Source organism: Chryseobacterium cheonjiense (genome assembly GCF_012927265.1).
Classification (GTDB): domain Bacteria; phylum Bacteroidota; class Bacteroidia; order Flavobacteriales; family Weeksellaceae; genus Chryseobacterium; species Chryseobacterium cheonjiense.
Map to the genome: position 1 here is coordinate 656,503 of NZ_JABBGF010000001.1, position 14,222 is coordinate 670,724.

Here is a 14,222-nt window from a genome sequence, read left to right on the forward strand (position 1 = left end):
ATAATTAATCTATATTTTTACTTACTAATTTTAATTTAACTAAGTATGAAGAAAACTTATCTTTGGCTTTTATTAATTTGCTGTTTTGCAACGATGAAAGCACAGGTCACGTACTATTCCAAAGCTTCAGCGACGGATTTTACAAGTGTGGCTTCGTGGGGAACCAATACGGATGGTACGGGTACATCTCCTGGTTCTATCAGTAATGCAGATAATTTTGTTATTCAAAATTCTTCTGTAATGACACTGCCTGGTAATGCTTCAGTCAGGCAGCTTACCATTAATAGCGGAAGTTTAACGGTTGCAGCAAATACGCTTACCGTAAGTAAAGCGGGAACGTTTGACTCTACATTAAATTTAGCAGGAGGGACACTTACTGTCTCTGGAGGAAATGTGAATGTCAATGGAAATGTTGTAATTGCTTCAGGGGCTACTTTCAACCAAAGTGGAGGAGCAATTACTGTTGACGGAAATAATGCAGGTTCGGCTACGGGGAGTGTAGCAAGTGGAACTGTTTTATTTGAAGTGAAATCATCTTTAGGTGCTGTAAATGGAGGAACAATAACGATCGTGGATCCGCCAGCTACGGGTACTGCCAGAAGTTTCGGATTTAATCTTACTTCAGGTAATGTGCAATGGGTAGGTCATACCATACGATTTGGTAATGGTATAAGTACAGATGCTTCTGCAAATGTAAACGGTTTTGAATTCGATACTTATATTGGTAGTTCTGGTACACAATCTCTTACAGGTAATATTGTAGTAGATGGTGGAAATGTTACCAATAGATGGGTTTCAACTTCTTCAGCTTCAGTAAATGGAAGTTTTATAGGAGGTGATTTAACAATTAATGCAGGTTCTGAACTAAGAAATATATCCGGTGGAGGAACATTAAGTGTTGCAGGAAACATAATTAATAATGGTATATTTACAGCAATAACTACATTAAGTTTAAGCAGTAGAAATGCTACAGGAGGAGCTATAGCATCAACAAATACTCAGGCTATATCGGGAAGCGGTGTCTTCAGAAATTCAACAACGGCCTCAACGGCAAATTTTAGTAGTTTAACAATAAATAATTCAAGTTTAGGTGGTATTACTTTTGCAGATGCCAACTCTTTACTAAGCGGTACAAATACAGGTACGGTTTCGGGAACATTAACCTTTACAAATGGTGTGGTAAACACAGGAGCTAATACATTTGTATTAGGTATTAGTGGTGCAACAGTAGGAACATTATCTTATACTGCCGGAGGTTTTGGCTCAGGTTCCACATTTAGCAGATGGTATGGAACAACAGGTTCGGGAACAGCAATTACCGCTGGTGCAAATCCTACACCCGGTGCGGGTTCTTATCCCTTTGTTACCGGAGTTTCAGGTTCTTATAATGCTAATCATTTCCATAGAGCTACTGCTGCACTTACTACGGCGGGGCAAATGGCTGTTAAATTTACGGCAGGAACAGGCGTTAGCGCCATTACGCCTGTTGTAGAAAATGCACTTACCTTCGACAAGCAAAGCAACAGTAACTGGATAGTATCTACTTCCGCTGGGTATGCAGCTACGGCTGCGCATACTTTTGCAGCAGCAGCACAAGGTGCTTATATAGCTACTACGACTAATGCCAGACTATTAATTGGAGCGGCATTGTTAGGTACACATCAAGCGGGTACCAATTTACCACTGGGACAGAGGTTGGCAGTTCCTGCAGCTTCAATAGCAGGTACCTATACCATAGGTGTGGTTGGGACAGAAATTCCATTGTTAACAATTGCTTCTGGTAAATGGGAAGATGGTGCCATATGGTCAACAGGAATAGCGCCTGTTTGCACTAATTATGTAATAGTATCTGCCGGACATACGGTTACGTTGGACGGAACAACTGGTACAGCAAATGCATCTTCTGTAATAAACAATGGTACATTGAGTGTTACTAATGGATCTACCTTAAATGTAGGTTGTACAAATAAAAATAATTACTTGAATAATAATGGTACTTTAAGTGTTTCCGGAACATTAAATGTAAATGGAAATATTAACAGTGCCACAGGTTCCACTTTTGCCCAAACGGGAGGAAATATAAATGTAGACGGAAATGATGCAGGAGCTACGGCAACAAGTGTAGCATCAGGTACAAATATAGTAAATATAGCTACCGGAAACGTAACACTCACCGGTGGAACAATGACGGTGGTAGATCCTCATGCGGCTAATAGTACAACTTCATACGCATTCTCTTATTCAGGCGGAACTGCCATTGATAACACCGTTGGCTGGACGTTAAAGTTTGGTGACGGATCTTCTACGGATGCGGGAGGAACTACAGCTACTGCTTCAGCTGCAGGTGGATTTATCTGGAACAATGCAGGAAGTAAAATTTATTTTGACAATGTTATAATAGATGGAGCATTAGGTACAAACAGATATGTATCAAATTCGTCTACAACGATTGGTATTAATACACTAACTATTAATGCAAATGGAGAATTCAGAATGCCGACATCAGGAATAAGTATTGCGGGTAATTTTACCAATAACGGTACATTTACACACACTGCTTCTACCTTGAGTTTCCAGAATTTCAAAAATGCAACTGCTTCAGTTTCTACTACACCTCAGACTATTTCTGGTACAGGTGTGTTTAGAAATAATATTGTCACAGCAAGTTCTACTGCGAATTTTATTTCCATAGCGATCAATAATAGCTCTGCAACAGGAGTTACTTTCTCTAACGCTAATTCATTGTTAAGCGGCGCTAATACGGGAACAGTTTCGGGAACTTTGACTATGACAACTGGTTTTGTCAATACAGGTGCTAATACCTTTGTTTTAGGGACGTCAGCTACATCCAACGGAACTTTATCTTATACAGCAGGTGGATTTAGCGCTGGAAGTACTTTTGCAAGATGGTGGCCTACAACAACTGGAGGAGCAGCTATTACACAAGGTGCAACTTCAACAACGACGACAACAACAGGAGTTTATCCTTTTGCTGTAGGTACATCAGCCGCTTTTGTTGCAAGAAATCTTTTCTTAAATCAAACAACAGTATCGGCAACCGGAGGAAGAATTGCTGTACAATATAATGATGTTGCAGGAACAAATACTGTAAGCATTGTAGACGGAGCTTATACGGTAGATACACAGGCGAAATCCAATTGGGTGGTTTCTCAAACAGGGATTACAGGGACGCCTGCTTATAGTATGGCAATAAACGGACAAAATATTTATACTGCCGGTAATGGAAACAGTAGAATTACATTAGCTTCAGCTCCAGCAGCGGGAACCCATCAAACTGGAACAAGTTATGTAAATGCACAAAGAACAGCAATGCCATTAGCTAATTTGGCTGACACCTATTATTTAGGTATTTCGACTTCAGATATTCCTTTTGTGTCTGTGGCAAATGGTGATTGGAGTGCACCTGCAACCTGGAACAAAGGAACAATACCTACTTGTACAGATATAGTGCAAATTGCAACGGGTACTACAGTAACAGTAAATTCATTAGGAAATGTATCTAAAAATGTTACAGTTAACACAGGAGGGACATTGGTAAATGCTTCAGGAGATTTAACAGTAGGTTGTACAGCGTATAATAATTTCCTTACCAATAACGGAACATTAACTGTTTCAGGAGGTACATTAAATGTTAATGGAAATGTTGCAATTAATTCCGGAGCTACATTTAATCAATCAGGAGGGCAAATAAATGTTGATGGGAACGATAATGGAGCTGTAGCAACATCGGTTGCCGGCGGAACTGTTTTATTTGAAGTAAAATCATCTTTAGGTACTGTAAATGGAGGGACGATCACGATCGTGGATCCGCCAGCTACGGGTACTGCCAGAAGTTTCGGATTTAATCTTACTTCAGGTAATGTGCAATGGGTAGGTCATACCATACGATTTGGTAATGGTATAAGTACAGATGCTTCTGCAAATGTAAACGGTTTTGAATTCGATACTTATATTGGTAGTTCTGGTACACAATCTCTTACAGGTAATATTGTAGTAGATGGTGGAAATGTTACCAATAGATGGGTTTCAACTTCTTCAGCTTCAGTAAATGGAAGTTTTATAGGAGGTGATTTAACAATTAATGCAGGTTCTGAACTAAGAAATATATCTGGTGGAGGAACATTAAGTGTTGCAGGAAACATAATTAATAATGGTATATTTACAGCAATAACTACATTAAGTTTAAGCAGTAGAAACACAACGGGAACTGCAATAGCTTCGCCAAATACTCAGGCTATATCGGGAAGCGGCGTCTTCAGAAATTTAACAGCTTCTCCAACCGCCAATTTAAATTCGTTAATTGTTAATAATTCTAACGCAGCAGGTGTGACTTTAAACGTTCCTTTGTCGGTAAGCGGAACTTTAACTTTAACAACAGGTATAGTTAATACTACCAATACCAATTTATTAACATTGGGTACGGCAACTGTAGCAGGTACGTTATCTGGAGGTAGTACAACAGCTTACATTAATGGTCCTTTTGCGAGAACAATAGCAAATGCAAATGCAGCTACTAACTATATACTATATCCTATAGGTAAAACTGCTTATGCTCCTGTTTGGTTAGCTCCTGTAACTACAGCGGTAACGAATATGAAAGCAGAAGCTTTTGATACTAACTCTGGAACGGTATCTTCAGGTATTCAGAATTTATCTGCGAGAAGATGGGAAGCGCCTTTAGTGTCCGGTGCTTTTTCGACAATCAATGTAAGATTGGGAGATAATGCTATTGCAAATGTTAATTTCCCGGTAATGGCACAATCTGCCAGCGGAATTTATGACAGTTTATTTGGTACTACGGGAACGTATGCTGCCGGAACACCAAACACAACACAGTCTACTACGGCATTAGCATCCGGTAGCTATACAGGTTATCTATCTTATGCAGAATTAGCTCCTACACTCGGTACAGGTGAAATTTTATCCAATGCAAAAGCAATAAAACTTTATCCAAACCCATTCACTGAAGTGTTAAACATCTCTGATGTTTCTAATGTGAAAAATGTTTTGATAACAGATATTGCCGGAAGATTGGTTAAAACAATTTCAAATCCGGGTAAGGAACTTTACTTAGGAGAATTGAAACAAGGTTTGTATTTAGTGACCTTAGAAATGAAAGATGGTTCTAAGCAAACAATCAAAACGATTAAAAAATAACTTTTTTATCACTATTTATTGAATAGCAGCCAGAAAATTGGCTGCTATTTTTTTATGTTAAATGTAAAGGTAGGGATTTAATTATGTTAAATTTTTTTTGTAAGTATTTGAAAATCAATATTAATTTAAATGTTGTACTAGTTTAAAAATTGTAATAAATTAAATTATTGTTTAATTTTTTTAATTATTCCAATAATTATAGCTATATTTTTTATTAATTTTATAATATTTTTAGTTAATGTTATATAAATTAATATTTTTATATCTAATTTTAATTTAACTAAGTATGAAAAAACTTTTACTTACGTACCTTTTATTTCTGGGTACATTACTGTCGGCTCAGATTACCTTGGGATCTGGAACGACATCGGGTGGTGCCTCCACTTCGGTAGCCACGGTTCCATGGAGTACCTATTACGAGTACAGTTATGCACAGCAGATTTTACTTAAAACCGATATTAATGCTGCCGGTGCTGGAAATATTACAGGATTAAGATTCTTTTTAGGGGCTTCTGCGAGTCTTTCGAATTCGAATGATATTGTGGTTTATTTGGGTCAGACTACAAAATCATCTTTTTCATCAACTACGGACTGGGTTCCTACAAGTGCAATGACCCAGGTTTACAGTGGTACTGTGACGAATAATGCCGGAGTTGTAGAGATTACCCTTGCAGCGCCTTTTGCATATGACAATGTGAATAATCTTGTTATTGCAATAGATGAAAATAAAGCTGGTGACGATGGAGGAGAGCTTTTTTATACCTATACCAACGGGACAAACAAAACATTGTATTACAGAAGTGATTTTACTAACCCCAATCCTGCATCCATTACGCAGACAGGTACAAGATCTGCCACTCAGTCTGTGGTGACATTATTGGGGCTTGCTCCTAATCCTGTTCCTGCATGTCCTACAGTTATCGCTCCAACGGCTGCTGCCACAGGAGTTTCTGTACTGCCTACCATTACCTGGAATGCCGTAAGTGGTGCAACAGGATACAGGCTTTCTGTTGGTACAACATCAGGAGGGACTGATGTGTTAAATAATGTTGATCTTGGCAACGTTACCACTTATACGCTTGCATCATCTCTGCAATTTAATACTCAATATTACTATACCTTAAGTTCTTATAATGGTGCTATTCCTTCTGTAGCATGTTCAGAGAGATCTTTTACAACTTCAAACATTACCTGTCCGGCTGTTACCGCTCCGGCAGCTGCAGCTGTTGGTCTTTCCGTTACACCTACTATCACATGGACGGCATCACCGGGAGCTACAGGATATAAAATATCTGTAGGAACGACTTCGGGAGGAACAGATGTTTTGAATAATGTTGATCTAGGAAACGTTACCTCTTATACATTCGCTACAGCATTGAATACTTCTACAACGTATTATTATACGGTAAATGCCTATAGTGGAAGTTTGACTTCTTCATCTTGTACAGTAAGGAATTTTACGACAGTTTGTGCAGCTTATACACCAGCTTATACAAATAATTTTTCTTCTTTTCCTGGGATTTGTTGGTCTCGTGTAAGTGGAGGATCACCAGCAACGGGACTTGGAACCGGGACTACCAATTACTGGGTTGAGGACGGATTTTTAAATTCAGGTTCAACTGGCGCAGCAAGAATTAATCTTTATTCAACAGGAAGAAGTGGTTGGTTAATTTCTCCGGCATTTAATTTATCTGCGGGAGGTTATAGACTTAAATTTAATTATGGCTTAACAGGCTATGATGTAACTACATCAAGTGCCATGGGGTCTGATGATGTTGTTCAGCTTGTCGTTTCAACCGATGGAGGTACTACTTGGACTGTTCTTCAAACCTGGAATGCTGCTAATGCTCCTACTAATACTTCAAACACTTATACTCTTAATTTAACATCTTATACAGGCAACAACGTAATTTTTGCAATGTATGGTAGTGATGGAACGGTAGATGATACTCAAGATTATGATTTCTTTATTGATAATTTTGTAGTCGAGACAATTCCTTCTTGTGAAAGTCCAACAGCACCATCAGTAAGCAGTATTACGTTAAATGGAGCCAATGTTTCATGGACGGCTCCGGCAACAGCTCCGGCTAATGGATATGAAATCTATTACAGCACATCAAACACGGCTCCAGCAAGCTCAACAACTCCAACTATTACAGGAATTACAGGTACTTCTCAATCTTTAGGAAGTCTTTCTTCTGCTACAACATATTATGTTTGGGTAAGATCTAAGTGTTCCGGCTCCGATCAGAGTATTTGGGTTGCTTCATCTTCTTTTACAACGGCATGTACTGATACAAGTGTTCCTTATACTTTGGATTTTGAAGGAACAGCTAATCCGGCTTTACCATCATGCACATCCAACGAGAATGTTGGAACAGGAAATAACTGGATTACCAGCAGTACAAATGGTGCTTCTTACGGATTTACGACTAATGCATTAAATTATGTGTATAATTCAAGTAATGCTGCTAATACATGGTTTTACACAAGGGGAATTAATTTAGATGCTACCAAGGTATACACTATTACGTATAAATATGGAGGTACGGGTACTTTTTTTGCTGAGAAGTTGAAAGTTGCTTACGGTACATCCCCTTCCAGTACTTCAATGACAAATGCTATCGCAGATTATCCGAATGTTACAAATGCTACACCAAATTCTGTATCAATTGACTTTACACCGCCTTCCTCTGGGATTTACTATTTCGGATTCAATGCATACTCGGCAGCAAATAAGTTTTATTTATTTGTAGATGATATCAGTATTGTTGAAAAAGTTAATTTAGCGACATCAGATATTTCATTAAGCAAAAATGAAATTAAGATATATCCAAACCCGTTCAGTGAAATATTGAACATCTCTGATGCTTCGAATGTGAAAAATGTTTTAGTAACGGATTTCTCAGGAAGATTGGTAAAAACTATTGCAAATCCTGGTAAAGAACTTCATTTGGGAGAACTGAAACAAGGGATGTATTTAGTGACTTTAGAAATGAAAGATGGTTCTAAGCAAACCATTAAAGCAATTAAAAAATAGATTTTAAATTGTAAAAATTATAAGCGGCTAATTTTAGCCGCTTTTTTTTATAAAATAATTCAATTTAATTCTAACTTACGTGAGTTTGAAGGGAAAAATGCGAAATTTTTACTTTATAAAAATACTGTCATAAAAGCTAATTAAAATGAATTTTACTAGTATTTATTGTATTTTATAAGAATAATTAAAATATAAATTTTTATTCATAAACGGGTTTATTTTATTAATTCTTAAAATTATTTAAAAAAATTGGTATTTATTGTGATTAAATCGCAACATTATTCATAAATTAGTGTATTAATCAGCAAAAATAAATTATGACAAAATTTCTACTTTCATGCTTATTGTTTTTAAGCATGATGCTTAATGCGCAGATAACCTTGGGCGCAGGAAGCACTAATGTCGGAACCGCTCCGATAAGTACGTATTACGGCTATTCTTACACACAACAGATTTTCACAAAACAGGAAATCAATGCCAATGCCGCAGGAAACATTACAGGATTAAAATTTTATCTGGATCCTGCTATGTCTATTGCAAGCTCATCGCAATGGGTAGTATATCTGGGACAAACCTCGAAAACGGTATTTGCATCAGATTCAGACTGGATCCCTCTCTCTCAGCTTACGCAGGTTTTTTCAGGAACCGTTACCAATAACAATGGTGTTGTTGAAATTACCTTCGCAACTCCTTTTGCTTATGACAATGTTGCTAATCTTGTCGTAGCTGCTGAAGAAAATTCATCAGGATATGACAGTAACGATTATGATGAAGTAATGTACGTTTATCCGGCGGCGGCAAATTCTACACTTAACTTTAAAGATGACTATAACGATCCGGACCCTGCCTCTCCACCTTCTTCAGGTGATCTGAAAAATTACAAATCAGTTACCACTTTTGAAGGGCTTACTTCAAATCCGATTCCAAGTTGTCCGATGGTTTCTTATCCTTCGAACAATTCAACTTTTATCCCTTTATCTTCAACAATTACCTGGATTAATTCTGCTGGGGCAACAAGTTATAAAGTTTCTATAGGAACAACTTCCGGAGGAACCGACGTGGCCAACCAGGTATCTGTAACAACAAACAGTTTTACACCGGCAGCACCATTTGCACCAAATACAACTCTATATGTTAAAGTTGTGGCAGTAGGGCCTGGAGGAGATTCTCCCGGATGCTCGGAAATGATGTTTACAACAGCGCCTCCGGCACCTACTAATGATGAATGTGCTACTGCAGTTACATTAACGGTAAACCCTGATCTCAATTGTGGAACCGTAACTCCTGGTTACACTATTGGTGCTACTGATTCAGGAATGATTCCGGACCCATGCTACGGAAACCCTGATGATGATGTATGGTTCAAGTTCGTCGCAACAGCTACTAGTCATAAAATATCTCTTTTGAACATCCAGTCGGTAGGAAGCGAGCCTAATGATACCGATACTTACTTCCAGGTTTTCAGCGGAGGATGCGGTGCTCTGTCAAGCATCTACTGTTCAGATCCGTCTTCAGGTACTGTTAGCGGTCTTACCGTAGGAGAAACCTATTTGGTAAGAGTGTACAGTTATTATGGTACAGGAAGTAATCAAAGTTTTGATATCTGTATAGGGACATATCCACCGCCGCCTGCTAATGATGAATGCAGCGGAGCTCTTGTAGCAGCCGCTTTCCCGTATACTTATGTTCAAAGTGATGGAGGAGGAGCAACGAATAATGCCGGAATAATAAGTGCCTGCCCCAATGAAATGAATGATGGTACATGGTTCTCTTTCGTAGGTGACGGTGACACTTTCAATATTATCGTTACAATGCCTGCGGGAAGTGATTTTGATCCTCAGATAGGAGTGTACAGCGGAACATGTTCAGCTTTATCATGTGAAGATACTGTAGATGACGGAGGAACTGGTGGCACTGAGACAATTTCTATTCCTACTCTTGCCGGAAATACCTATTATGTAAACGTAGGTCAGTATAGTGGTTTTTCTGATGAGCCTGAAGGCGCGTTCACCATTAATATTAGCAAAGGTACATTAGGAACTTCAGATGTGAAGCCTGAAAAGAAAAACATCAAAGCATATCCAAATCCTTTTACTGATGTAATCAATATTTCGGATGCTGCGAATGTAAAATCAATTTCTGTTTCTGATCTTTCAGGAAGATTGATTAAAGTAATTGATAATCCGGGATCTTCAGTTCATTTAGGAGAATTAAGACAGGGAATGTATCTGCTGACACTTATCATGAAAGATGGTTCCAAACAAACTATCAAAACGATTAAAAAATAGCAGTACATCATACATACAATGAAAGGCGATCTCACAGATCGCCTTTTTTATTGCTTTTTTAGAATTTCGATAATATTATCTGTTTGGAGAAACAGGCTGCAAGTCTCCGCTATTAAGGCTTTCAAAAACAGCCGGGAAGAAAGTAACAAGAATAAAATAAACAATGACCATTAATACAATTAAAGAAAACAGTATAACTACTAAAGTATTTGGCTTATTTTTCTTTTTTGGTTCCATGATGTGAGTATTTAGTTAATAGATATGTTAATGTTTTACATTAAGCTAATTTCTTGCCACATTGTTTGCAGTATCTGGCATCATCATCAATATCTTCATTTCCGCAACGGTCACATATTTTTTCCAGATTTTGTCTTTTGTTCCGCATTTCCGCAGTCACAATCCCGGTTGGGACAGCAATGATGGAATAACCGGCAAGCATTAGAACAACTGCAAAAAATTTTCCCATAGGTGTAATCGGAGAAACATCGCCGTACCCCACCGTAGTTACCGTAACCACCGCCCAGTAAATTGATTGAGGGATGGTTTCAAATCCGGGCCTTCCGCCTTCCACCATAAACATCAGAGAGCCTACAATTACTGAAAAGATAATCAGGAATAAAAGGAAAATATAAATTTTTCTGGAGCTGTTCTTGAGTGCTCTTACAATGACAAAACCGTCATTCATAAAATCCATAAGATTAAAAACCCTGAATACCCTCAACATTCTCAACATTCTGAAAATCAGAAAATATTTGGTAACTGGGAAGAAAAAACTCAGGTAAAAAGGAACCAGCGCCAAAAAATCAATAATTCCGAAAAAACTGAAAATATAATGGCGTTTATTTTTTACAACAGCAATTCTTAAGGCATATTCTATAGAGAAAAAGATGGAAATAATCCATTCCAAAATAATAAATGTATAGTGGAAGCGCTTATCAAGTTTGGGGATGCTCTCCATCATGATAATCGCCGTACTGATCAGGATCAGGAGTAGTAAAATGATATCAAACAGTTTTCCGAGCTTTGTATCGGAACGGTAAATGATTCTATAGAGATATCGTTTCCACCATGCATCTTCCGGAACAAGATTATGTTCTCTTTCCATTTTAATGTTTTTTTAAATATAACAAATTATCCTTATTTTCGTGACAAACATACAGAATAAAATGAAAATTAGAGACGTCGTTTCAAAGATAGAAAAACGTATTCCCTTGCAGAAGGCGGAAGATTTTGATAATGTTGGCTTGCTCTGTGGTTCCTGGGACCGCAACGTAAGCGGAATACTGGTGTGTCATGATGCTCTGGAAAACGTAGTGGACGAGGCAATCCGTAAAAACTGCAATCTTATCGTATGTTTTCACCCGATTATTTTTTCAGGGTTAAAATCCCTCACCGGGAAAAACTATGTTGAAAAAGCAGTTATCAAAGCAATTGAAAATAAAATAGCGATATATGCAATTCATACCGCTTTTGATAATGATTTTTTTGGTGTAAATGCAGGAATCTGCCAACAGTTGGGCCTTAAAAATCTTAAAATCCTTCAGCCTAAAAAAAATGATTTAAAGCAGCTGACCGTTTTCGTGCCTCAAGAATATTCGGGAAAAGTAAAAGAAGCACTTTTCGAAGCAGGAGCGGGCAGTATTGGATTTTATGATGAATGCAGTTTCACAGTGAATGGAAACGGAACTTTTCGGCCAAAAGAAGGTTCTGATCCGTTTTCGGGACAGCAGGATATCCGGGAAAATGCCGATGAAGATATGGTTTCCGTTATTTTTGAAGGCTATAAACAGGGGCAGATTGTCGCGGCAATGAAATCGGCACATCCTTACGAAGAAGTAGCACATCAGATTTACAGTTTGGATAACACCAATCATTACACCGGGCTGGGAATGTACGGTGATTTTGAGGAGCCAATGGATGAGAGTGATTTCCTTAGTTTTGTGAAAGAAAAATTCAGTCTTGAGGTTATCAGGCATTCTGATTTTACACATAAAAAGATAAAAAGAGTAGGTGTTTTAGGAGGTTCCGGGGCAAGCGGTATACGATCTGCAATCTCCAAACAATGTGATGCTTATCTTACGGGAGACGTGAAATACCATGACTTTTTTCTGGCAGAATCCAAAATGATGATCTGTGACATAGGACATTTCGAATCAGAGCAATTTGTTACTCAACAATTATTTGAAATTTTGTCACAAAAATTTAGTACATTTGCAATCTCAAAATCTATTGAGAAAACGAACCCGGTAAATTATTTCATTTAAAATATGGCAAAAACCAACGATATTTCAGTTGAAGAAAAGTTAAGAGCTTTATACGATTTGCAGATCATTGATTCCAGATTGGACGAAATCCGAAATACAAGAGGAGAATTGCCAATCGAAGTAGAGGATCTTGAGATTGAAATCGAAGGTCTTGAAAAAAGAGCTGAAAAATTTCATGCAGACATAAAAGATCAGGATGATCAGATCAAAACCAAGCATGAAGTAATCAACCATGCAAAAACTTTAATTGAAAAATACAGATCTCAGCAGGATAATGTAAGAAACAATAAAGAGTTTGAAGCATTAGGTAAAGAAATTGAATATCAGGAACTTGAAATTCAGCTTGCTGAAAAGAGAATTAAAGAATTCGGTGCCAAGATCAGCCACAAAAACGAAACGCTTGATGAGCTGAACGGAAAAATCGACGATCTTAAAAATCACCTGAAGTTCAAAAAAGAAGAGCTGGAAGGTTTGGTTTCTGAAACGCAGAAAGAAGAAGAATATCTGATTGAGCAGTCTAAGGAATTTGCTGCTAAAATCGACGAAAGATTACTGGCTTCTTACAACAGAATCAGAAAAAATTCTCCGAACGGTCTTGCAGTAGTAGGGTTGGAAAGAGGTGCTCCGAAAGGATCATTCTTCACTATTCCACCTCAAAAGCAGATGGAGATCGCCCAGAGAAAGAAAATCATTATCGATGAGCACTCAGGAAAAATTCTTGTGGATGACGAATTGGTAATGGAAGAAAACGAAAAAATGAAATCGGTCATTAAATTTTAATTACAACGATTTTTTCAGAATATGAAGCTGTCTCATTTGAGGCGGCTTTTTTGTTTTTTTTAAGTTTCGATAAATAATATTTTACATTCATAATTAATTTTAAATGAATAAATAAAGTTAAAAAATAATAAAGTCACGAATATAATTCTCCTTACAAGGAATTATTGTTTTTAGCATTTGATTTCTCTTTATATTTACTCCCGAAAAACACAATCGCTTATTTTCTCAAGCTGTTAAATAAATGAAAGGTATTGGATTAATATTCATTGTTGATTCATTATTAAAATATGTTGCAACAGAAGGGCAGGACTAAACCGAAAACCTGTCTCCGAAAGGAAAGCCGAAGTTTCACTGTAGAAAATTTGGCAAAATAAGTAGGTGAAAAAAAATTATTTAAGAAATGAAAAAATTTAAAAAATTAACCCGTGAAGACCTTAAAACAGTAAAAGCAGGACAGGTTTGGATTGCAGTTACCAAATGTGGTTTTACAGCAACGACTACTCAAGATTGGACCGCTGAGCAAGCAAATGCTTGGGTTGATGAAATTGAAAAAAATTACTGTAAAACTCCTACTTATTCGGGGTCTGATGCTCAACATTTAGCATCTAATCTTAACTAAAACAAAGCACTTATAGTGGGAATTATTCTACTATAAGTGTATTTATAGATTAA

Annotated in this window: 8 protein-coding genes; 6 read left to right on the forward strand and 2 right to left on the reverse strand. The window is 37.4% G+C overall.

The features are described from left to right. Window positions 1-45 precede the first annotated feature (45 nt). The 3 genes from HHL20_RS03120 (at window position 46) to HHL20_RS03130 (ending at window position 10,506) form a co-directional block, all read left to right on the forward strand. The gene (locus HHL20_RS03120) at window positions 46-5,178 is read left to right on the forward strand and encodes a T9SS type A sorting domain-containing protein (protein ID WP_169229725.1); all 5,133 of its coding nucleotides are present in this window, start codon (window positions 46-48) and stop codon (window positions 5,176-5,178) included. 286 nt (window positions 5,179-5,464) lie between these two features. Beyond that, window positions 5,465-8,218: a fibronectin type III domain-containing protein gene (locus HHL20_RS03125; protein ID WP_169229726.1), complete on the forward strand. Its 2,754-nt coding sequence runs from the start codon at window positions 5,465-5,467 to the stop codon at window positions 8,216-8,218. 317 nt (window positions 8,219-8,535) lie between these two features. Next, the gene (locus HHL20_RS03130; protein ID WP_169229727.1) at window positions 8,536-10,506 is read left to right on the forward strand and encodes a T9SS type A sorting domain-containing protein; all 1,971 of its coding nucleotides are present in this window, start codon (window positions 8,536-8,538) and stop codon (window positions 10,504-10,506) included. Between the two features lie 75 nt (window positions 10,507-10,581). Here HHL20_RS03130 and HHL20_RS03135 read toward each other — a convergent pair whose 3' ends face one another. Beyond that, a complete protein-coding gene (locus HHL20_RS03135) occupies window positions 10,582-10,743 on the reverse strand; it encodes a hypothetical protein (RefSeq protein ID WP_169229728.1) in 162 nt (53 codons plus the stop codon). 40 nt (window positions 10,744-10,783) lie between these two features. Next, window positions 10,784-11,611 carry an ion transporter gene (locus tag HHL20_RS03140; RefSeq protein ID WP_169229729.1) on the reverse strand — a complete coding sequence of 276 codons (828 nt, stop codon included), beginning with the start codon at window positions 11,609-11,611 and terminating at the stop codon, window positions 10,784-10,786. A 61-nt stretch (window positions 11,612-11,672) separates the two neighbouring features. On the opposite strand from HHL20_RS03140, the gene HHL20_RS03145 reads away from it, so the two are divergent. The 3 genes from HHL20_RS03145 (at window position 11,673) to HHL20_RS03155 (ending at window position 14,169) form a co-directional block, all read left to right on the forward strand. Continuing rightward, window positions 11,673-12,770 carry a Nif3-like dinuclear metal center hexameric protein gene (locus HHL20_RS03145; protein ID WP_169229730.1) on the forward strand — a complete coding sequence of 366 codons (1,098 nt, stop codon included), beginning with the start codon at window positions 11,673-11,675 and terminating at the stop codon, window positions 12,768-12,770. A gap of 3 nt (window positions 12,771-12,773) precedes the next feature. Beyond that, window positions 12,774-13,550 (forward strand): zinc ribbon domain-containing protein, encoded by a 777-nt coding sequence (locus HHL20_RS03150; protein ID WP_169229731.1) that lies wholly within the window; start codon window positions 12,774-12,776, stop codon window positions 13,548-13,550. A gap of 400 nt (window positions 13,551-13,950) precedes the next feature. Continuing rightward, on the forward strand, window positions 13,951-14,169 hold the full coding sequence (locus tag HHL20_RS03155) for a bacteriocin-like protein (protein ID WP_169229732.1): 219 nt from the start codon (window positions 13,951-13,953) through the stop codon (window positions 14,167-14,169). Window positions 14,170-14,222: the final 53 nt, after the last annotated feature.

Coding starts and splice junctions, on each gene's coding strand:
- HHL20_RS03130 (WP_169229727.1), top strand. CDS start 8,536: ATGACAAAATTTCTACTTTCATGCTTATTGTTTTTAAGCATGATGCTT.
- HHL20_RS03145 (WP_169229730.1), top strand. CDS start 11,673: ATGAAAATTAGAGACGTCGTTTCAAAGATAGAAAAACGTATTCCCTTG.
- HHL20_RS03120 (WP_169229725.1), top strand. CDS start 46: ATGAAGAAAACTTATCTTTGGCTTTTATTAATTTGCTGTTTTGCAACG.
- HHL20_RS03135 (WP_169229728.1), bottom strand. CDS start 10,743: ATGGAACCAAAAAAGAAAAATAAGCCAAATACTTTAGTAGTTATACTG.
- HHL20_RS03150 (WP_169229731.1), top strand. CDS start 12,774: ATGGCAAAAACCAACGATATTTCAGTTGAAGAAAAGTTAAGAGCTTTA.
- HHL20_RS03155 (WP_169229732.1), top strand. CDS start 13,951: ATGAAAAAATTTAAAAAATTAACCCGTGAAGACCTTAAAACAGTAAAA.
- HHL20_RS03140 (WP_169229729.1), bottom strand. CDS start 11,611: ATGGAAAGAGAACATAATCTTGTTCCGGAAGATGCATGGTGGAAACGA.
- HHL20_RS03125 (WP_169229726.1), top strand. CDS start 5,465: ATGAAAAAACTTTTACTTACGTACCTTTTATTTCTGGGTACATTACTG.